Annotated in this window: 14 protein-coding genes; 5 read left to right on the forward strand and 9 right to left on the reverse strand. The window is 56.0% G+C overall.

What is annotated here, in order from left to right; translation table 11 throughout:
- Positions 1-319: 319 nt before the first annotated feature.
- From K9B37_RS15055 to K9B37_RS15065, 3 genes are all read right to left on the reverse strand, one after another.
- Positions 320-1,492 (reverse strand): flagellin N-terminal helical domain-containing protein, encoded by a 1,173-nt coding sequence (locus tag K9B37_RS15055; protein ID WP_224314154.1) that lies wholly within the window; start codon positions 1,490-1,492, stop codon positions 320-322.
- A 633-nt stretch (positions 1,493-2,125) separates the two neighbouring features.
- Positions 2,126-3,301 carry a flagellin N-terminal helical domain-containing protein gene (locus K9B37_RS15060; protein WP_224314156.1) on the reverse strand — a complete coding sequence of 392 codons (1,176 nt, stop codon included), beginning with the start codon at positions 3,299-3,301 and terminating at the stop codon, positions 2,126-2,128.
- 486 nt (positions 3,302-3,787) lie between these two features.
- Complete coding sequence (locus K9B37_RS15065; protein WP_224314158.1) at positions 3,788-6,073, reverse strand: DUF1217 domain-containing protein; 2,286 nt, start codon at positions 6,071-6,073, stop codon at positions 3,788-3,790.
- Positions 6,074-6,418: 345 nt separating this feature from the next.
- Here K9B37_RS15065 and K9B37_RS15070 point away from each other — a divergent pair, with 345 nt between their 5' ends.
- The 4 genes from K9B37_RS15070 (at position 6,419) to K9B37_RS15085 (ending at position 13,572) form a co-directional block, all read left to right on the forward strand.
- On the forward strand, positions 6,419-8,110 hold the full coding sequence (locus K9B37_RS15070) for a methyl-accepting chemotaxis protein (RefSeq protein ID WP_224314160.1): 1,692 nt from the start codon (positions 6,419-6,421) through the stop codon (positions 8,108-8,110).
- 581 nt (positions 8,111-8,691) lie between these two features.
- Positions 8,692-9,660 carry an HlyD family secretion protein gene (locus K9B37_RS15075; protein WP_224314395.1) on the forward strand — a complete coding sequence of 323 codons (969 nt, stop codon included), beginning with the start codon at positions 8,692-8,694 and terminating at the stop codon, positions 9,658-9,660.
- Entirely contained in the window at positions 9,660-12,386 is a 2,727-nt protein-coding gene (rbbA, locus tag K9B37_RS15080; RefSeq protein WP_224314162.1) for a ribosome-associated ATPase/putative transporter RbbA, read from the forward strand. Before K9B37_RS15075 ends, rbbA begins: the two co-directional genes overlap by 1 nt.
- Position 12,387: 1 nt before the next feature.
- Positions 12,388-13,572 (forward strand): ABC transporter permease, encoded by a 1,185-nt coding sequence (locus K9B37_RS15085; RefSeq protein ID WP_224314164.1) that lies wholly within the window; start codon positions 12,388-12,390, stop codon positions 13,570-13,572.
- A 242-nt stretch (positions 13,573-13,814) separates the two neighbouring features.
- Here K9B37_RS15085 and K9B37_RS15090 read toward each other — a convergent pair whose 3' ends face one another.
- Positions 13,815-14,297, reverse strand: a complete 483-nt coding sequence (locus K9B37_RS15090) for a nucleoside deaminase (protein ID WP_224314166.1) — start codon at positions 14,295-14,297, stop codon at positions 13,815-13,817.
- 25 nt (positions 14,298-14,322) lie between these two features.
- The gene (locus K9B37_RS15095; protein WP_224314168.1) at positions 14,323-15,348 is read right to left on the reverse strand and encodes a putative antibiotic biosynthesis monooxygenase; all 1,026 of its coding nucleotides are present in this window, start codon (positions 15,346-15,348) and stop codon (positions 14,323-14,325) included.
- A 479-nt stretch (positions 15,349-15,827) separates the two neighbouring features.
- On the opposite strand from K9B37_RS15095, the gene K9B37_RS15100 reads away from it, so the two are divergent.
- Entirely contained in the window at positions 15,828-16,493 is a 666-nt protein-coding gene (locus K9B37_RS15100; RefSeq protein ID WP_224314170.1) for an AraC family transcriptional regulator, read from the forward strand.
- A 90-nt stretch (positions 16,494-16,583) separates the two neighbouring features.
- Here K9B37_RS15100 and K9B37_RS15105 read toward each other — a convergent pair whose 3' ends face one another.
- From K9B37_RS15105 to K9B37_RS15120, 4 genes are all read right to left on the reverse strand, one after another.
- Positions 16,584-17,414 (reverse strand): inositol monophosphatase family protein, encoded by an 831-nt coding sequence (locus tag K9B37_RS15105; protein ID WP_224314172.1) that lies wholly within the window; start codon positions 17,412-17,414, stop codon positions 16,584-16,586.
- Between the two features lie 89 nt (positions 17,415-17,503).
- A complete protein-coding gene (locus K9B37_RS15110) occupies positions 17,504-18,262 on the reverse strand; it encodes an inositol monophosphatase family protein (protein WP_224314174.1) in 759 nt (252 codons plus the stop codon).
- An 87-nt stretch (positions 18,263-18,349) separates the two neighbouring features.
- Positions 18,350-18,973, reverse strand: coding sequence for a protein-tyrosine phosphatase family protein (locus K9B37_RS15115; RefSeq protein ID WP_224314176.1), 624 nt, complete (start codon positions 18,971-18,973; stop codon positions 18,350-18,352).
- Positions 18,974-19,071: 98 nt separating this feature from the next.
- The gene (locus K9B37_RS15120; RefSeq protein ID WP_224314178.1) at positions 19,072-20,199 is read right to left on the reverse strand and encodes an ABC transporter ATP-binding protein; all 1,128 of its coding nucleotides are present in this window, start codon (positions 20,197-20,199) and stop codon (positions 19,072-19,074) included.
- Positions 20,200-20,205 lie beyond the last annotated feature (6 nt).

Here is a 20,205-nt window from a genome sequence, read left to right on the forward strand (position 1 = left end):
AAGACTGTTCGCGCTCACGCGAACGACAGAGGCCCGGTGGAAACACCGGGCCTTTTTCATGCCGTCATGCCGCAACGCGCGTCTTGGCATAGGTAGGCACGCGTGCCTCGAAATCGGCAAGCCATGCGATAGGCTTCGCGCAACACGTATTGTCAGGCAACTGTGCCTCCTCACTCCCCGGGGCAGGTGTCGCTTCATCATGTTGTTTCCGAACACCATGTGGCGCAATGGTCTTTGAGACGAGCTGTCTAGAACAAAGAAAGCCGCGCCCCGAAGGGCGCGGCCAGTGATTGCGCTAGAGTCCTTGTCGGACGCGATCTTAGCGGAACAGCGACAGAACGGTCTGCGTGCTGCCGTTGGCGATGCTGAGCGACTGAACGCCAAGCTGCTGCTGAACCTGCAGAGCCTTCAGGCGGGTCGACTCTTCTTCCATGTCCGCATCAACCAGCGTGCCGATCGAACGCTCGTTCGCCTTGATCAGCGAGTCGACGAACGTCGTCTGCGAAGCGATCTGCGACTTGTTCGCACCAAGCGTCGTCGCCGCCTCGGTCATTGCACCCAGGGCCTTGTCGACCGCCGCCACGAAGGCGCGCAGCTGAGAGAGGTCCTGGTTCTGGATGTTGGAAATGTTGATCTGATCGACCGCCACCTCGTAGTGCTTGTAAGCGCCGTCCTCGTCCTTGCCGAGAACGCCCCACTCCTTGTTCAGGATGCCGCCTTCGCCGTCGACCGCCGCAACAGCAGCCTTGTTGGCCGTGTCGATGGCGTCAGCGTAGTCTTTCTTGGCGGTGTTGTAGGTGGTCTGCGCCGTGTCGAGAGCGGTCTTGGCAGCAGCGTCCTTCGTGCTGGATTCCCAGGTTGCCTGAGCGGTCTTCCAGGTGTCCTGAGCCGTCGTCCAAGTGGTCTTGTCGGCCGTGATGTCGGCATCGGCAGCAGCCGCTGCGTCCGCAGCCACGGTCTTCTTGTCGTACAGCTTCGTGTCGTCGACCGAGATCGTGATCGTGTCGACTGCAACGTTACCGTTCTCACGAGTAAACGACGCGACGATCTTACGGTCGGAGACGTAGTTGCCGGCATTTCCGTCAGTGGAAAGCCAGTTTTCGCCCGACACCACCGAAGCGTCAGCGGTCTGCTTCAGCTCCTTCAGCTTGGCGTCGATTTCGGTCTGGATCTTGGCGCGGTCGACGTTCGGCGACAGAGCAGCCGTCAGTTTCGACTGGATGTCCTTCAGAAGGTCGATCGAGCGATTCATGCCGTTGAAGGCGGTATCGACCGAGTTCGCACCGAGGCCGAGAGCGTCCTTCACCGCACCGAGCGAGCCGTTGTCGGCGCGGATGGTGGTGGCGATCGACCAGTACGCTGCGTTGTCCGAAGCGTCACCCACCTTCAGACCGGTGGAGATCCGGCTGCTGGTCTGGTCGAGTTGTCCTGCGATGCTTTTCAGCGTCGTCAGGGCGGTCATGGCAGAGGTATTCGTCAGAAGGCTAGACATGTGAGTTGTCCCTAAGAATGCAACACGTTTTGGCGGGACATACCGGACTTGCACCGGTATAGCAGGGTTGCGTCATGCAATTGAGCGTTCCCGAAGGATCGATGCTCAACCTGCTATATACTCAGAGACAGCGGCATCAGAAGCGGCTGGTAGAGGTCCGAAGACCCTCTAAATGTGTCAAACAGGCTGTATCTTGTCAATCCGAGGCCCTGGACGGCCCGGAACTTGGTAAATGAAAGCTTATGATCGGACTGTCCTTGAGGCCGCCAGCGACCCACGTCGCAACTAAACCGAGTCGCGCCATATGCCTGTCACACCTTCTGACTGGCGATGATCTCTCGGATTAACGGATTCTTAAAAACTTTAATTTCACCGCGATGAGAATGCCGAAGAGATCCAACCTTTGAGAGCTCATCGAAGGAGCGTCGCAATGTGCTGACTGCGAGGCGGGTTCTGTATCGGAAGGCGCCAATCGGCAAAGTCAGGAATGCAGAAGAGCTCATTGATCCGATAGCGATACGAACTTGCTTCCTTAGCTTTACATGAAACGCGAGTACAAACTGGAGCGGGTCTGCAAAAAGCAAGGGCCACGCTTCACCGAAGCGTGGCCCCTTCGTAAGATGTTGACAGCGCTTAGCGCTGGAACAGCGACAGAATGCTCTGCGTGCTGCCGTTGGCGATGCTGAGAGCCTGAACGCCAAGCTGCTGCTGAACCTGCAGAGCCTTCAGGCGGGTCGACTCTTCTTCCATGTCCGCATCAACCAGCGTACCGATCGAACGCTCGTTCGCCTTGATCAGCGAGTCGACGAACGTCGTCTGCGAAGCGATCTGCGACTTGTTCGCACCAAGCGTCGTCGCTGCGTCGGTCATCGCACCCAGAGCCCGGTCAACCGCCGCAATAAAGGCGCGCAGCTGAGAAAGGTCCTGGTTCTGGATGTTAGCGATATCGATCTGGTCGATCGCCACCTCGTAGTGCTTGTAAGCGCCGTCCTCGTCCTTGCCGAGAACGCCCCACTCCTTGTTCAGGATGCCGCCTTCACCGTCGACCGCCGCAACAGCAGCCTTGTTGGCCGTGTCGATGGCGTCCGAATAGGTCTTCTGAGCGGTGTTGTAGGTGGTCTGCGCCGTGTCGAGAGCGGTCTTGGCGGCAGCGTCCTTCGCGCTGGAGTCCCAAGTCGCCTGAGCGGTCTTCCAGGCGTCCTGAGCCGTCGTCCAAGTGGCCTTGTCGGCCGTGATGTCGGCATCGGCGGCGGCCGCTGGGTCCGCAGCCACGGTCTTCTTGTCGTACAGCTTCGTGTCGTCGACCGAGATCGTGATCGTGTCGACGCTGATTTTGCCGTCGATACGGGTGAACGAAGCCACCACCTTACGGTCGGAGACGTAGTTGCCGGCATTTCCGTCAGTGGAAAGCCAGTTTTCGCCCGACACCACCGAAGCGTCAGCGGTCTGCTTCAGCTCCTTCAGCTTGGCGTCGATTTCGGTCTGGATCTTGGCGCGGTCGACGTTCGGCGACAGAGCAGCCGTCAGTTTCGACTGGATGTCCTTCAGAAGGTCGATCGAGCGATTCATGCCGTTGAAGGCGGTATCGACCGAGTTCGCACCGAGGCCGAGAGCGTCCTTCACCGCACCGAGCGAGCCGTTGTCGGCGCGGATGGTGGTGGCGATCGACCAGTACGCTGCGTTGTCCGCAGCATCGTTGACCTTCAGACCGGTGGAGATCCGGCTGCTGGTCTGGTCGAGTTGTCCTGCGATGCTTTTCAGCGTCGTCAGGGCGGTCATGGCAGAGGTATTCGTCAGAAGGCTAGACATGGAGTGTCCCCTTAGATGTGTAGAATGACGGGGACAGACCCAGACATGGGCTATCCCTCAGGCTTCATTGCTAGGGACATACCGGATTCACACCGGTATAGCAGGACAGCATCATGCCATTGAGCAGACCCACGAGGTGGCCGGGTCAACCTGCTATTTGCTCCCTTCTATGACCTGAAGCTTGCGTGAAGCTGACCTCATTTGCAGGCCCTCTCGTGAGGCCGTCACTTAAGCCACTACAAGCAAACCATGTATGCCCTCTGCCATGTCCCAGAGCGCAGTGCTTGAGAAACGACCAAACAAACTTGGAAAACGTTCGGGTCTCGATGAGTACAACTTCTCAAGCTCGGTCTATTTCTCAAGAAGACCAACGCTGCTAATGGCATTATGCCCCTCGGACCTCTGACCGAAGGGTAAGAATTACGCAATGCTTTATGGCAAGACTAACCCGACAGGATCGAATCTGCTATTTCCGAATGCCGCGCTTCAGTAATAGCGAGACGCCCGAAGTTGGGAGAAACTTACCATGGCATCGACACTTATGTCGCTTCCGTCGCCGCCTTGAAAGAGTGCCATTACTGGCGAGGAGGCAGTGCCATTCTCTAGATCGTATCGAACACTGAAGCGTCCGAGGAACTTTTCAAGTTTCTCCGGATCCTTGAAGTCCGCAAGATTGAGCCGATTCTTGAGAAGTTCTGCCTGTTGGTCGATCGGCGCTTGCGCCATTTCGTCGGGCAGTCCAAGAGCCTTGAACACAACCTGCTGAAGCGCACGATCCGCTAGGATGCCATAGACCGATGTAAGGCCGGGTGCCTTTCGCTGAAAATATAAGGCGAGGCGCAGTCCATCGTTCTCCTCTCCGGATTGCTTCTCGAGAGTCTGGCGCGTATGCAACTCGATGATGTTCAAGACGCTCCGCAAGGACTGCGCCTGCCCCCCCGATCGCTGCACAATATTTCCGTCAGCGTCGAAATTGAACGATGCTGCCAGTTGTGCATAGCGCTTGTCCTGCAGCTTATTGGCAAAGCTTTCCGGATCATCGAGATCGCTTTTCAGAAGCCGCTCCATAAAATCCGCTAGCGTATCCGGCAACGTAACGCCGAATGCACTCATAACATATGTCAGCAGGCGCTTATCCTTGAGCAGATCATCCAGTGAGGAAACGCGATCGATCTGCTCTCGATAATAGGCTGTCTCAGCCTTCGCGTCATCCAGGGTCTGGCCACGGTCCGTCGCACCTACAAGGTAGGCACTGGCCGTGGCAGAGATCTCACCTTCTGATTGAGCCACAAGCGCTGCCCGGATCTTGCCGTCAGCGCTAAAGTTGAAAGCGTCAGCCAAACCGATGTAGCGGCTATCTCTCGTCTGATTGGCATAGCTCTTTGGATCGGACAGATCGCTTGTCAGAACCTGACGAATGGTCGACTTCGACTCTGTCTTTGGATCAAGCCCGAACGCCTCCAGAACATAGTCATAGAGAATGAAATTATTGAGCAATCCATCGACATCTTCGACAGTACCAATCATATTCTTATAGAATGCTGTTCTGCCGCTGTCCTTTTGCTGATCGGCATCGTCATAAGCCGCCATATACGTGACCGTCACCTCGGCAAGTTCATTACGTCCCAGCATCGTTTGGCCCGCAAGCACTGTCCCATCGGCCTGGAAATTGAACAGCCGTGCAAGCTTCCGATAAATGTCGTTATTGGACTGATTGGCAAAGCTCTGAGGATCGTTCAGATCACTTGTCAGCGCCTTGGCGATACTCTCCCTTGCCGCAGTACTGTCTTCAATGCCGAACGCCGTTTCGAGGTAACTCAAGAGCCTACCGTCGCTCATGAATTCCGTAACCGAGGTGATCTGAGGCGCCTTGCTCTCAAAATACTCGGTGTTCCATTGCGCAGCCAAAGGAGTGACACGGCTTGACGAGGAAAGCACATAGGCCTCAGTTACGGACTTGATCTGAACTTCCGTTTGTGCCGGCGTTCCGATGGGAAGGGTACCGTCCGTTCTGAAGTTAAACGAGCTTGCGAGTGTCTCAAGCGCCTGGACAACCTCAGAATAGGCCGGATCCTTGATAGAGTTAAGATAGCTTGCCGGATCAGAGGGATCGCTCGTCAGGACCTGTTTCATGATCCGCGCGGAATAATAGGTCGGATCGATCCCAAATGCCTTGAGAGAATACTCAACCAAACGCCTATCGTTGGCGAAGTCGTCGACGTTCGTAATCTTGCCGACGGCCGACTTGTAATATTCCGTCTCGCTCTCGACAGCGTTTGCTTTATTGATGATCTGCTGGTTGTAGAGGCCGATCATATCGTCCTCTTGCCTGTCCGTCTGCACATCGGGCTTAGCGAAGGAAGTTCCATCCGGCGAGAATTGGAAAGCCTTTGCGAACCCGCGATAGCGCTCGTCCGACAGTCTGTTGACGAAACTATTGTCGTCGCTCAGATCGCTCTCTAGCACCTTCTTCATAAACGCCTTGGCATAGATCATATCGTCCAGGCCGAAGGCTTCCATAGCGTATTTATACAGGCGATGATCTGCGAGGAATTCTTTGACCGAAGTAACTTTGCCGATGTTCTCTTTATAATATTTGGTCTCGCGCGCGACAGCTGCTTGGCCCGAAACCCGGTCAAGGCTCTGCTGGAGATTCTTGTTGAGCAGCTTGTAGTCCAAATATGTCGAAAGCATCACTATCCCGGCGATAGATCCCTGAACGGTATCAAGTATACGTCCGCTCCCTTGCCCGAGGCTGATGCCGAAATCCAATGATAGAACGTCTCAGAAGACTCAGGTGAATTGGCATGAAATGCCTGAGCCGAGGCAGGAAGTTAGCAAGACGATTGCCTCTCCGTCTTGCTGCGAACAAAGTTCATACTCTCGTAAGCGTTCTACTTGAACAGAACGTTCACGTAATCCAAGCTCGATGCCTTTGAATGTAATCCTATCTGCATTCGCGCCAATCAACCGTCATATTTACTTACCGACTCCAGCAAAAGCATCACATCTTTAAGAGTATGTTCACGCCGCCTGGAGATATTGAGTCGCCTGACTTGTCGCGCCTGTGGGGGGCGCGTGCTTCCTGCAGCGTAGCGGGCAGGCCACTGACATCAAATGAAAACTCTCAATAATCTCGGACTTCTCGTGAAGCTGGTGATTCCGGCCATAATTTTCGTCGCAATCACGATCAGCCTGATCGTTCTCGCAAGATCCGGTCTTGAGCATATGGCTCAAGATACCCGGGAACTTGTCGAATACGAAGCGGCGCGCCTCAACCTGATCCTGCAGATCAACGCCGAAGTTAACGAAGCGACGATCCAGGAAAAGAACATTATTCTCTACCATGAGCCAGAGCTCATTCAGTCGGCAGACAAAGTTTTCAATCAATACAAGACGCTCGCTCTCAAACATGCTGACGAGCTCATTCAGCGTGCCGAGAACCCTGAGATGGAGACAGACTTCAGGCAGATTAAAGAAAAAGTGGCTAATTATTTCGGTTTCTTAGATAAGAGCGTCGACCGCGCAAAAGTGAACGACGACCAAGGAGCGCTCCTTATTTCGAACGGCGAGGGACGCGACATACGCATTAATCTCCGTAACTTTCTCACAGAGCGAGTCGAAATTGGCAGAAAGGCGCTCGAAAAAGCGAAAGACGACGCTGACACTCTTGCCTCGAGAACGTCGTGGGACTTGATCTGGTCGGCCACAGCCGGAATTCTGATTGCCATCGGTTTGATCGCCGCGATCACAATCTACGGGATTACGCGGCCGCTTACAGCAATCACTGGGATGATGAGCCGTTTGGCCAACGGTGATTTAGCTATTTCTATTCTTGGCACGGAACGAAAAGACGAAGTGGGTCAATTGGCCCGATCCTTGCAAGTCTTCAAGGACAACGCCATTGAGGCTCGCCGTCTTGCCGCCGAGCAGGAAGTGGAGAATCAGGCAAAAATGCGCAGAGCCGAGGTTCTCGATCAGCTGACAAAAACATTTGAGCGCAACGTTTCGGCTCTGACGCAGGGATTGTCGTCAGCCGCAACCGAAATGGAATCGACTGCGCAGTCCATGACAGCTGTCGCCAACCAGACGAACAATCAGTCTATTACCGTCGCCTCTGCCGCCCAACAGACGTCGGCTAATGTGCAGACCGTTGCGGCAGCGACCGAGGAGCTGTCCATCTCGATTCGAGAAATCGCCTCCCAAGTCGCGCAATCTTCGGAAATCGCAGACAGGGCCGTTACGGGAGCGCAACGGACAAACCGGACGGTGGAACAATTGGCGACGACGGCAGATAAGATCGGCGACGTCGTTCAGTTGATCAACAATATTGCCTCCCAGACGAATCTGCTCGCGCTCAACGCAACGATCGAGGCCGCCCGGGCAGGCGAAGCAGGCAAGGGCTTTGCTGTGGTTGCTTCAGAGGTGAAGGACCTCGCGGGCCAAACGGCGAAGGCGACGGAAGAGATTTCGCGACAGATTGGCTCCGTCCAACAGGCGACGCAGCAAACAGTTTCGGCCATCCAGGAGATTGCTCGAACGATCACCGAGATGTCTCAAATCTCCGTCGGGATTGCTGCAGCTATGGAAGAGCAAGGTGCAGCAACGGCCGAGATCGCACGCAACGTACAGGAGGCCGCGCGGGGCACCGAGCAGGTAACGGGCAGCATCGGGGACGTGCGTCAAGGAGCTGGCGAAACAGGTGCCGCAGCATCGCAGGTTCTTGGCGCTGCGCAGGAACTTTCGCAGCACTCCGAGGAACTCAGCCGAGAAGTGACTATCTTCCTCAGCGACGTCAAAGCTGCCTAACGGCAATCCTTCAATCATCTGCATAGATAGAGCGTTCTTCGGTGTAGAAAGCCGGCCCTTCGTTGAGAATGCGACATCTAAAAACTAGAGGTGATTCCATCGAATTGGAGTCACCTCTTTATCTAGATAGCATAAACAAATGTGACGGTGATCAGAAGCAACGGCCTTGTCGCACGGCAAGTCGAGTTTTCACTTGTCCTTAGCGTCTCGCCTCATCGCACTCAAGCAGTCGGACTTCGGTGAAGCATAGTCCTGAAGACAAGGCCTTCATCAGTCCCATTCTCAATTGTGCATGGGGTTTTTCCCTGACACCTCTCCGGGTTTCACCCGATGGTGGAACCTTAGAATACAGGTCATGCTGTAAACTCGCCGATGTTCAGGTAAGCCGATAAATATTTTCCTGGCTCATGAACAGAGGTCACGAACAACCAGAATCGGGACAGATGTCCATGAATCGGATGTTCAGGATCGCCTTAGGGCGGTTCTGCAGGAACGATTTGGATCAATGTGCTGCCAAGCCGCCATGCGGCGTGCCGATTGTCGCCTTGACTATTCTGGCGTTCATCGGCTTCACTGTTGTTCTGATATTTCCAGGAAGTATCGTTGAAGCCCAAGCCCAATCTCGCCTCAGGACGTTAATTGACCGCCTGCGGGGTGCGTCGATGCCGGAAGGTATTGTCAAAACGAACGGCCGCATCGAGGCAACACAGGTCGACGTCTCTGCCAAATATGCCGGCCGCCTTGCTGAGGTGACTGTCAAGGAAGGCGACGAGGTAAAGGCCGGCCAAGTTATAGCGCGCATTTCTTCGCCTGAATACGAGGCGCAGCTCCGCGGTGCGCGCGCACAAGTCCTGAAGGCCAAGCAGTCTCTTGCCGAGGCCGAGGCATTGATCGCTCAGCGCAGAAGCGACCAGGTCTTCGCCCGCACAGATGTAGAGAGGGGCCAGCAACTCGTCGACAAGGGCTACCTGACCCGTCAGATATATGACCAGCGTATCGCGAAGGCCGATGCGACCGATGCCGCACTCCGTGCAGCAGAGGCCCAACGCGAGCAGGCACTGTTCTCGATCAGAACGGCGGAAGCAGAGGTCGAGCAGATTGAGGCAATATTGGTGGACCTGACACTCGTGTCACCGCGAGACGGCCGAGTTCAGTACCAGCTGGCCCGCGCCGGAGAAGTCGTCAACGCAGGGACGCGCGTCGTGACAATCCTGGATCTGAAGGATGTCTATATGACGATCTATCTTCCCGCCGCCCAGGCCGGCCCCCTCGCCCTCGGCGACGAGGCCAGGATGGTTCTCGATCCAATCCCACAATATGTCATTCCCGCGACCGTGAGCTTCGTGGCAGCCGATGCCCAATTCACGCCAAAGAGCGTCGAGACAGCCGAGGAGCGTGAAAAGCTCATGTTCCGAGTCAAGCTCCAGGTGGATCCTGACGTTCTTGCACGCTATCATCGCAACGTGAAAACCGGCGTTCGCGGGGTCGGCTTCGTCCGCATCAGCCCGACAATCGCTTGGCCGCCCGAACTTCAAGTGAAGCTGCCCTGATGCACGTTGCCGTCGCCAAGCTCGAAGGAGTTTCGCACAAATACGGTGCGACGATAGCACTCGACAATATCACGATCGACATTCCATCCAGGTGCATGGCAGGGTTGATTGGCCCTGACGGTGTCGGAAAGTCGACATTACTTGCGCTTATCGCGGGTGTCCGCCGCATTCAGAACGGCACTGTGTACGTTCTCGGCGGCGATATGGAGAACCATTCGCACCGCATGGCTCACCAAGCCGGCATCGCCTATATGCCCCAGGGCCTCGGCCGGAATCTCTATCCAACACTTAGCGTCTTCGAGAATCTCGATTTCCATGGACGCCTCTTCGGTCAAGGTGCACATGAGCGCCATCGCCGAATCGAAGAGCTTCTTAGCGCAACGGATCTCGCTTCCTTTCGGGACCGGCCAGCCGCCAAGCTGTCAGGAGGCATGAAGCAGAAGCTCAGCCTGTGCTGTGCGCTGATTCATGATCCGGACCTGCTTATTCTCGACGAACCGACGACGGGTGTGGACCCCCTCTCCCGCAGGCAGTTCTGGGACCTCATTAACACGATTCGCGCTCGGCGCCCGCAGATGAGTGTGATTGTGGCCACAGCCTATATGGACGAAGCGCAACACTTCGACTGGCTTGCGGCAATGGACGATGGCAAAGTTATTGCCACAGGAACGACGGCCGAGATTCTCGAAAAGGCCGGCAAGGGCAATCTGGAAGCAGCGTTCATCGCACTATTGCCGGAAGAGAAACGGGCTCAGCATCAGGATGTGGTCGTGCGGCCACGCCTTGAGAGCGACGATAGCGTCCCGGCCATCGAAGCAGAAGGCCTGACCCGTCGTTTCGGAGATTTCATCGCCGTGGACCATGTCAGCTTTCGCATCGGCCGCGGAGAGATCTTCGGCTTCCTTGGTTCGAATGGCTGCGGCAAGTCGACCACAATGAAAATGCTGACAGGATTGCTGCCGCCGACCAGCGGATGGGCCAAGTTGTTCGGCAAGACAATGGAAGCAGATGACATGGAAACCCGCCGCAACGTCGGATACATGTCGCAAAGCTTCTCACTCTACGGTGAACTCACCGTACGGCAGAATCTGGAGCTGCACGCGCAGCTCTACCATCTTCCACGGGGAGAGGTCGGAGGGCGCATCGCCGAGCTGCTCGATCGTTTCGATCTTGCATCCGTTGCGGATATACGGCCAGAGGGCTTGCCGCTAGGCATCAAACAGCGTCTCCAGCTTGCGGTCGCCGTTCTTCATGGACCCGCCATGCTGATCCTGGACGAGCCAACCTCGGGCGTGGATCCGATTGCCCGTGACGCGTTCTGGCGCACATTGATCGATCTGTCCCGCGACGAGGATGTCACAATCTTCCTCTCGACACATTTCATGAATGAGGCTGAGCGGTGCGACCGTATTTCTCTCATGCACGCCGGCAGAGTGCTGGCAATCGGTACGCCACCTGAACTAGTACGTAGACGTGAGGCGTCTTCCCTCGAAGACGCTTTCATCAGCTATCTTGCGGAAGCGGCTGGGATCGACGGCACGCGAACAACTCCGCAGCAGACTCTACCTGCGCCCCCAGCTGCCCCCAACCCGAAGTCACGCCGCTTCGATCCAGGCAGGCTCTGGGCGTGCATCCGTCGCGAGACGATGGAGCTTCTGCGCGATCCGATTCGACTCGCATTCGCTTTCGCAGGCCCGCTTATTCTCATGATTGCGTTCGGGTTTGGTATTTCGTTCGACGTCGAGAATTTGCGGTTCGCAGCCTACGACCAGGACAGGACGCCGGAGAGTCGTGAGCTTATCGAGGCATTTGCGAGCTCCCGTTACTTCGATGAGCGGCCGGCAATCGCCAGCTTGGACGATCTCGATCGCAGGTTCCGCAGCGGCGATCTCCAACTTGCAATCGAGATACCGTCAGGCTTCGGCCGTGATCTGCAAAGCGGGCGCACAGGGGAAATCGCGGTTTGGCTCGACGGCGCCATGCCGTTTCGCGCGGAAACCACCAAAGGTTATGTGACTGGCCTTGCGGCCCAGTATGGGAAGGAGCTGATCGGGGGGCGGCCGGAAAGCACAACGGCAAGCCCAGTCAATATCGAGACGCGATTCCGGTATAATCAATCCTTCAAGAGCGTCAACGCGATGGTGCCGAGCGTCATTATGCTGATGCTCATCCTTATCCCGGCAATCATGTCGGCAATCGCCGTTGTCCGCGAGAAGGAAACTGGATCGATCGCCAACTTCCGATCGACGCCGATGACGAAGCTCGAATTCCTTTTCGGCAAACAGGTTCCGTATATTGCTGTGGCAATGATCAGCTTCGCCCTCCTGGTCATCCTGGCGATTCTTCTCTTCGAAGTCCCTATTAAGGGATCGTTTGGCGTTCTTATCGTGGGAACGCTGGCTTATGTTGCGGCAACGACCGGCTTCGGCCAACTCATATCGACCTTCACCCGGACGCAGGTTTCGGCGGTATTCGCGACAGCCATCCTGTCTATCATTCCAGCCATCAACTTTTCGGGTCTCCTCGTACCAGTCGCTTCGCTATCCGGTAGCGCACGCCTGTTCGGCTTGGGATTCCCACCTGCGTGGTATCAGCCGGTCAGTGTCGGGGCCTTCACCAAGGGCCTTGGATGGGATGAGCTATGGATCAACCTTGTCGTCCTGACTGGCTTCTTCATTCTCTTTCTCATGGTGGCACAACTCCTTCTTCGGAAACAGGAGGTCTGACATGCCTCACGATCGCTCCACCGCGTCGGAACGATACCGGCATGCCAAGTGGTCGGCGTTGGGCACGCATATAGCCAATATCTATCGCCTCGCCATTAAAGAACTGCGGAGCATACGAGCCGACCCGATCATGTTGATCCTTGTCATCTATGCGTTCACTATAGCGGTCTATACGGTCGCGACTGGAGCCTCGACGGAAGCGGACAACCTCACGATCGGTGTCGTCGACGAAGACCATTCGGATCTCTCGCGACGGCTTCTCGATGCCTTCACCCCGCCTCTCTTCAAGCGTGCCACCTTAATCCAGGCAAGCGAGATCGATTCTCAGATGGATGAAGGCCGACTCGTCTTCGTGTTGGAGATCCCGCCAGCCTTTCAGTCGGATATTTTGGCCGGCAAAGAGGCGTCTCTTCAGTTGAATGTCGATGCCACCGCTATGACCCAAGCGGGAAATGGAGCGGTCTATATTCAAAATATCGTTACACAGGAGGTCGCCAATTTCCGTGCTGGCCGAGAGGCGACGATGGCGTTGCCGGTGAACGTCGTGATCCATGCGAAATTCAATCCCAACCTGACCTCGAGCTGGTTCACGTCGGTGATGCAAGTGATCAATAGTATCACCCTACTGACGGTCATCCTCGCGGGGGCAGCTCTCATCCGTGAGCGTGAGCAGGGTACCGTGGAGCATCTCCTCGTCATGCCAGTCGTGCCTGCGGAGATCATGTTGGCAAAAGTCTTTGCGAACGGTCTTGTAGTCCTCGTGGCTGCCATGCTTTCGTTGGTGATTGTCGTTCAATGGTGGCTTGCCGTCCCAATCGCGGGCTCGCTCATGCTGTTTCTTTTTGGAGCGGCGCTTTATGCCTTCACAGTCGCCGCCTTAGGCATCATGCTTGGAACGGTCGCCTCAACTATGGGGCAGTTCGGCCTTCTCGCCATTCCTGTATTGGTCGTTATGCAATTGCTGTCAGGGAGCAGCACACCTATGGAAAGCATGCCGATCTGGCTGCAATACGCCATGCAGGTTGTCAGCCCGACCCCGCATTTTGTCGCCTTCTCGCAGGGTGTTCTCTATCGTGGGGCAGACTTGTCCATCTTATGGCCAAGGTTGGCGGCAATCGCCGTGATCGGAAGCGCATACTTCGCTTTTTCTCTCTCACGCTTTCGCAAAGTCATCTTCGGAAGCTGAGACGAAGGTCGGGACACGAATTCGTCTTGGGTCTCACCTCGGCGAAATTCGCTAAGCGCACCGAGGATAGCGCCACGATTTATCGTCATGGATCGCCATCGCACAGACCTGGTGGCTGCCGGGTCGACAGCCGGCGACAAGCCAAGGCTGCGCTTTGGCAAGATTTACATAGCAGCCGGCGCCTCACCTCGAGAACGGCCAACGCAGCTCATCATGTACATATCTTCCGCTGTTCATCGTAATTAATATGGCACACGATCTGCTTTGTTTTTGTATTTCTTCCAAACTTCAACTGCTTCGGGCTGCATGATCTGGACGCATTTAATGGACCGCTCGGAGATTGGCTTGCGAAGCTCTCCATAGATCTTGCTGTCATCGAAATCGCCATATTCGAGAGCGTCCTCATTGGTTGACGCGTAGAAGACCCGCTCAATCCCGGCCCAATAGGCGGCCGCCATACACATTGGGCAAGGCTCAGCGCTCGTATAGAGGACCGCGTTGGGAAGCTTGAAGCTGCCCGCTTTCTTACAAGCGTTGCGAATTGCTTCGATCTCTCCGTGCCACGTTGGATCATTCTCGGCCACCACACGGTTTGCGCCTTCCCCGATGATCTCTCCATCGCGAACGATGACGGTGCCAAATACGCCACCCGCGCTATCGATAATCGACGTCTTCTCCGATAGAGCGATTGCACGTGCCATAAATTTCTTGTCGTCTTCAGTCATTTTGGTCTCCTCGTTCCTGTCCCAGCTAAATTGGGAGAAGCTGCATGAAAATAAGAATTTCAATGGAATAGAGACTAAGGACCGATGCAAGTCCAAGCATCTCCATCCTCCAGCGACGCGCTGGCGCCGGCTTCAGCCACCATCTCAAACAGGCAATAGCAATGGCCATAAGGGGCCATGAGACGAGGGCAACGCTGAGAGCATTGCCGATGAAGATCGCGACCGGCAGATGCATTGATGCGAGGTGCGGGCTCAGAAACATCGTCTCCAACATCACCACCGGGAAGAGCACGAGCAGAACAAGCATTGTCTGCTTCCAAGCCGGTGGTGACGCTTCACCTGAAGAGTTCGAGAACCAGGATGCGAAGCCATTCTCAATGCGGTGGCTCTTCCATGCGAACGGCTCGTAGTCTGGGCTGGCGAGAAGAGCCTTACGATCCTTGGAATCGAGCCATGCATCCAGTTGTGCTGGTGTCGCGAACCTGACCAAGGTCATCCAATATGGCGCCGCATTTGAAATGGGAGCCTGAATAAGGGTACCCATATAGCCCGGAAAGGTGGCTTGCCTTTCCTGGGCTCTCTGTGACCAGGACAAGAACTGCGTGAGCCGGCCCTGCTCGACGACTGTCGTGATGACTTCTGTCACGGAGGAAAGTGAGTGAAAGTCGGGGGCGGGTTCATCAGAGAGCGCTGGAGCATCCGGCTTTTGGAAAGCGGCAAGGTCGGAGAACAGTTTGGCTTTCTCGCTTGACATACGCCAGCGATCCAGGAGCGTCGGTGAGACAAATCTTTGAATGATCTGCCACTCTGCCGAGTCGGCCCGGACGGGTATCAGCTCAATGCTGACAAAACCCTCAAACGCAGAAATCGCACGCGTAAACCTCGATTGCCACGCTGCAAAGCGTAGCTCAGAGCCGGAAATTACTTCAACCTTTGTAATAATGCTCGTTATTTCGCCTGGCAAGGGCTGATATCTTTCCAATTGCTTCTGACGAAGCGGCATCATACGTTGCAGCTTCGTCAACTCGTTGCTTTCAGAAGTATTCCGCATCTTGAAGTCGGTGAAGCTGATGGCTTTGATGAAATATGAGCGATGCTTTACTCAATAAGGCGTTGTATAGCAAGGTGTTAGGCTTGTCGTCCCAGTTACAATCTAACATTTTTGATCGAGTGTCTCCGCTCGATATAGGGGCGACCGGCAAAGGACCCGGTCACCTCGAAATACGATCGACGGACAGCGTGGCCTCCCGGCATGCCCTAGCCTACTGGCGGGAAGGGGTCCTACGGCGCATCGAGGCACTCGGAGGACCGACAGATGGTCAGCCATTTCGTGGCAGACTTATACATGTTACTGGGGTAGGCGCCGATTTCGTCGAGCATGCAACCGACACAGTTTCTGCCCGACGAGACCTATCCCGTCTTAAGCGAGACGGTTGTGACGACATTAGCATCAGCCTGCTCGCGTCAGGCCGATCCGCAACCCTCGTCCATGGTAGCATTCACCATCTGCGTGCCGGCGACGTTTATGTCATGGACTATTCTCAGCCTATGGAGATCCTTCGGCCCAGGCACCGCGACATCAGCTTGATCTGTTCGCGTGAACGAGTCGCCAACGCATTGGGATACGATCCCTCTAAGCTCGCAGGATTTCGTCTGCCGCACCGCGGCATCGGCGCCCTATTGCGATCCCATCTACGACTCATGGCTGCCGAGGTCACGCGCTTGACAGCCGAACAGCGAGCCGTCGCACTTTCGAGCGCGGTCGAAATGGGCCTTGCTGCTCTGCAAGCAGAGTTAAGGAAAGTCGATCATGAATGCGTGCCGGATGGCCTTTATCAAGCCGCCCGTCTCATCATTCGCCGCGATTGTGGAGATCCCGAGTTTGACCTAAGAGTTCTGGTGAGAGAACTCGGCTGTTCTCGTGCAACACTCTACCGTCTATTTGCCGAACGTGGCGAAAGCGTCGCCGCTACGATCTGGTCCACACGAATCGAGAATGCTTACGCCATGCTCACCACATCCGTGCATCGTTATCTCCGAGTTGGTGAGGTTGCACAACGCTGCGGCTTCACTGACCAGTCGACCTTCAATCGAATGTTCAAGCGGCGGTATGACGTGACGCCTCTAGACGCATCCCGAATGTCCGCCGCGCGTGAAGTCGCGGATCTCGATAGCGCGCCAAGTTTGCGCGGCTAGAGATCTGCGCCCCGCTCTTAAAAGTAGTTAGATACATCCGCTCCTCAAGGACTCAGGACCCTAAGTTAACCCGCTGCGCCAAAAAATGCTCTAGGCGTTGCCAAACAGTGCCTCATGCATACGCTTCCAGCTTTCTGCATCGGGAGCGCATATGATGCCACCCTCGTGGCGAGTGGGTCGGTAAGGTGAACCATCAAAACATGCGGAGTAGCCACCGGCCTCCTGATGGAGCAGCCAGCCTGCTGCGTGGTCCCATGGCATCAGCTTCGAATGGAAAAGAAAGTGACAATACCCGGCGGCCGCCATCCGATACTCATGCGCTGCGCAGCGATAACACGCGACCGTTCCAAAGCCTGCAAGGTTTGCCGCTATTCTGGATCGCACCGGCTCCGTCATATGATGCCAGGATGCGCAGCCTGACATATCTCGGATGGGTGCCGCGGGTGCAACCCGGAGATCAATACGGCCGCCAACGGAACGCTCAATCCAGGCCCCCTCCCCGCGAAGGGCTATCGCAGTGTCTTTCCCAACCGGATCATGAATCCAGCCGGCAACGACCTCTCCTCGAATGACAGCCGCTACCATCACCCCGAACAGTGGAAGGCCTGAAGCGAAATTCTTCGTGCCGTCGACCGGATCGATCAGGAACGCAAGCTCCGCATTGTCCATCTTACTAAGCAACGACGGGTCACGCTCTGTCGCCTCTTCACCGATCAGAACTGCTTTTGGAAAGGCCTGCCTCAACCCCTTGGCGATCATTCGCTCTGCGGCCTCGTCGGCGTCCGTCACAAGATCCATTGCCGACGATTTCTGCCGGACTTCATGGGCCGAGAGGTTTCTGAAGCGGGGCATGATCTCCACCCTCGCCGCTTCGCGGAGGAGTTGATCCACAGCTTCGGCATCATGGGCTGAGAATAACATATAAGATTGCCTTCAAACGTTCCGACGAATTTTCCTCAGCGAAGATCCGGTGAGGAACCATCGAACTTCGGGATCTAACGAGGAGGGGGTTAAACTATTCCCATGAGTTGGACGAGGGGACTCTTCAGACCGGACGTGCAGCCTAGAACGATATTGCCATCGCGCAACCCCGACTGATCGAGAAAGTCATTTGCCCAGCCGCCAGCCTCTTCGATCAGGAGCAATCCAGCCAAAGCGTCCCAAGAGTTCATGTGTAGCTCGCAATAGCCGTCGATCCGGCCCGCGGCCACATAGGCCAAAGCCAAAGCTCCGGAGCCACCGCGACGGACACCTGCCCCATCCGCCAGGATCCTGCCGACGAGGTCAACATACTCGCTGAGCGGAAGCCGTGTCGACCAGCCTGCCTCAATAGTAGCGGACTGCATGTCATCGAGACCACTAACATGGATCGGCTCGCCGTTCAGAGTTGCGCCTCCGCCACGTTCTGCCACGAACAGCTCATCATGCATTGGGTCGTAAATAATTCCAATCTGAGTCTGGCCATCGCGGACATAGGCAATGGAGATGCAGAATTGCGATATTCCGCGTACGAAATTCGCCGTGCCGTCAATCGGGTCCACCACCCAGACGTCATGATCGAGCGATCCCCCACCCTCCTCGCCGAAGAAGGAGTCCTTCGGGAAACTCGCCAGTAATCGACCGCGCACCAAACGCTCGACCTCTGAATCCACGGCCGAGAGATAATCCTGACGGCCTTTGAGATTGATGCCGGTTATACCAGGGCGTCCGTTGAACCGGCGACGTGCTAGGTTTCCCGCTTCTCGGGCTACCGCGCAGGCAACAGACAATCTCAGGTCACGTCTTCCTGCAGCGGATACAGAAGTGTGTTCCGCGTCCCTGACTGGGATGGAGGCTGGCATGGTGTGAAGTCCTGCTTATCGGTTGGAGGACGCGTGTTGCGGCGTCTGATGCTTTTCAAGCTCGATCCGCCGGATCCACGTGGCTGCATGGCGCGCCGCCTTAATCAGCATCGGCTTCGGCGTCTCCATCCATTCGTCGGGGTGAAGCTCACGTGTGGCACGCAGATGATCGATGGCTGCCTCTAGCGTGGGAAACCGGTCCGGCAGCTGGATGTGAATATACAAGGCTGCTAGAATTACTGAGCGGCTACGCCCGCCCCGGCAATGGAGCAGCACATTTCCACGGCGACGATGCGGATAGGTATAACGGTCAGGCAATCGCTGATGCAGAGCGCCATCGAGCAGATAATAGCCAGCCAACAACATCGTGTCCGGATTACCCGCATCGTCGATGAGGCCGAGCTTATAATTTCGGACCGGTCCATGAGGCGATGCGATGTCGGAGGCGCCGACGCCAGCCGTATAATTGATATCCAAATTGACGGCGCAGTTCACGACAATGGCGATGTCGTTACCTTCAAGCAATGCCTTATCCGACGCCGCGTTAGCATCGCCGACGAAGAGCTTCACGCCGAACGGTGGGAGATCATCGACGATGAGGCTCATCGGAGGACGTGGGTAATTGAATTGGGTCACCATCGAAATTTGTATCCTGGACTTTACACTCGCGCCTTTGCGCCCTTGATGGCGCGCGCATTTATAGGCTCAACTGCGCCAACATTGAGCGGATAACAGCTTCAGGCTGCGTGGCAGGCTCCGACAACAGATTGTATCACCGGAAATCGGTTTCCGCTGTCCTTGTCGAAGAAAGTAAGCTTGTCCGCAGGAAACTCGATCCAAATATTCTTTCTGGACAGAGAGGTCTCGAAGCGCGGAATAAGCGCTGTAATGCGACATCCTTTAACAGACAACGCAATGATGGTCTGTGATCCAGTGGGCTGGACGATGTCGACCTCCGCCGGCAGGCTGAACGGACCTTGTCGCTCGACGATCGAGATATTCTCCGGACGGATCGCAAACGTAACCGGTCCCTCCGAACACTGCAGACCCGCAGGGAGGGAGATGTCCATATCCTGGAACCGAAGAATTCTCTCACCTCCCGCCGTGCTCAGCGTCCCGTCAAGAAGATTGATCCGGGGGTCGCCGATGAACTCGGCGACGAAGAGATTGGCGGGATCGTGATAGATTTCGTAGGGCGAACCCTGCTGCTGGATGACGCCATCCTTCATCACAACGATTATATCGGACATGGTCAACGCCTCGACCTGATCATGCGTGACATAGACGGTGGTGGCCTCCAGCTCGCGATGCAGACGCTTCAATTCGGTGCGCATTTCCGTTCTGAGTTTTGCATCGAGGTTCGATAGCGGCTCATCCATGAGCAGGATGGCGTTGCGTGCGGCGATCAGGCGAGCCACGGCGACACGCTGCTGTTGCCCACCCGACAATTCCGACGGATAACGGTCCGCAAGTCCGGTCAGCTGGACCTTCGTAAGTGCCTCAGTGAGGCGCTCCTTGATCACATGCGAGGGCTGCTTTGCCTCAGACAGAGCCAGAGTGATGTTCCTGCCGACTTTCATATTTGGCCACAGAGCATAACTCTGAAAAATGAAGCCGAGCCCCCGCCGCTCTGGTGGAACGAAGACCCCAGTCTGGCTGGAATAGACTGTCTTGCCACCGAGCACGACCTCGCCAGTGGTCGCCTGCTCAAGGCCGGCGATGACGCGCAGGGTCGTGGTTTTGCCGCAGCCCGACGGCCCAAGCAGGGTCACGAAGCTGCCCTTCGGAATGTCGAGATCGAGGCTCGGAAGGGCCAGATGGCTTCCGTACGACTTTGTGATGTTTCTGAGGGTAATTTCAGACATGGGCAC

The organism is Microvirga puerhi, from assembly GCF_020089865.1.
GTDB lineage: Bacteria > Pseudomonadota > Alphaproteobacteria > Rhizobiales > Beijerinckiaceae > Microvirga > Microvirga puerhi.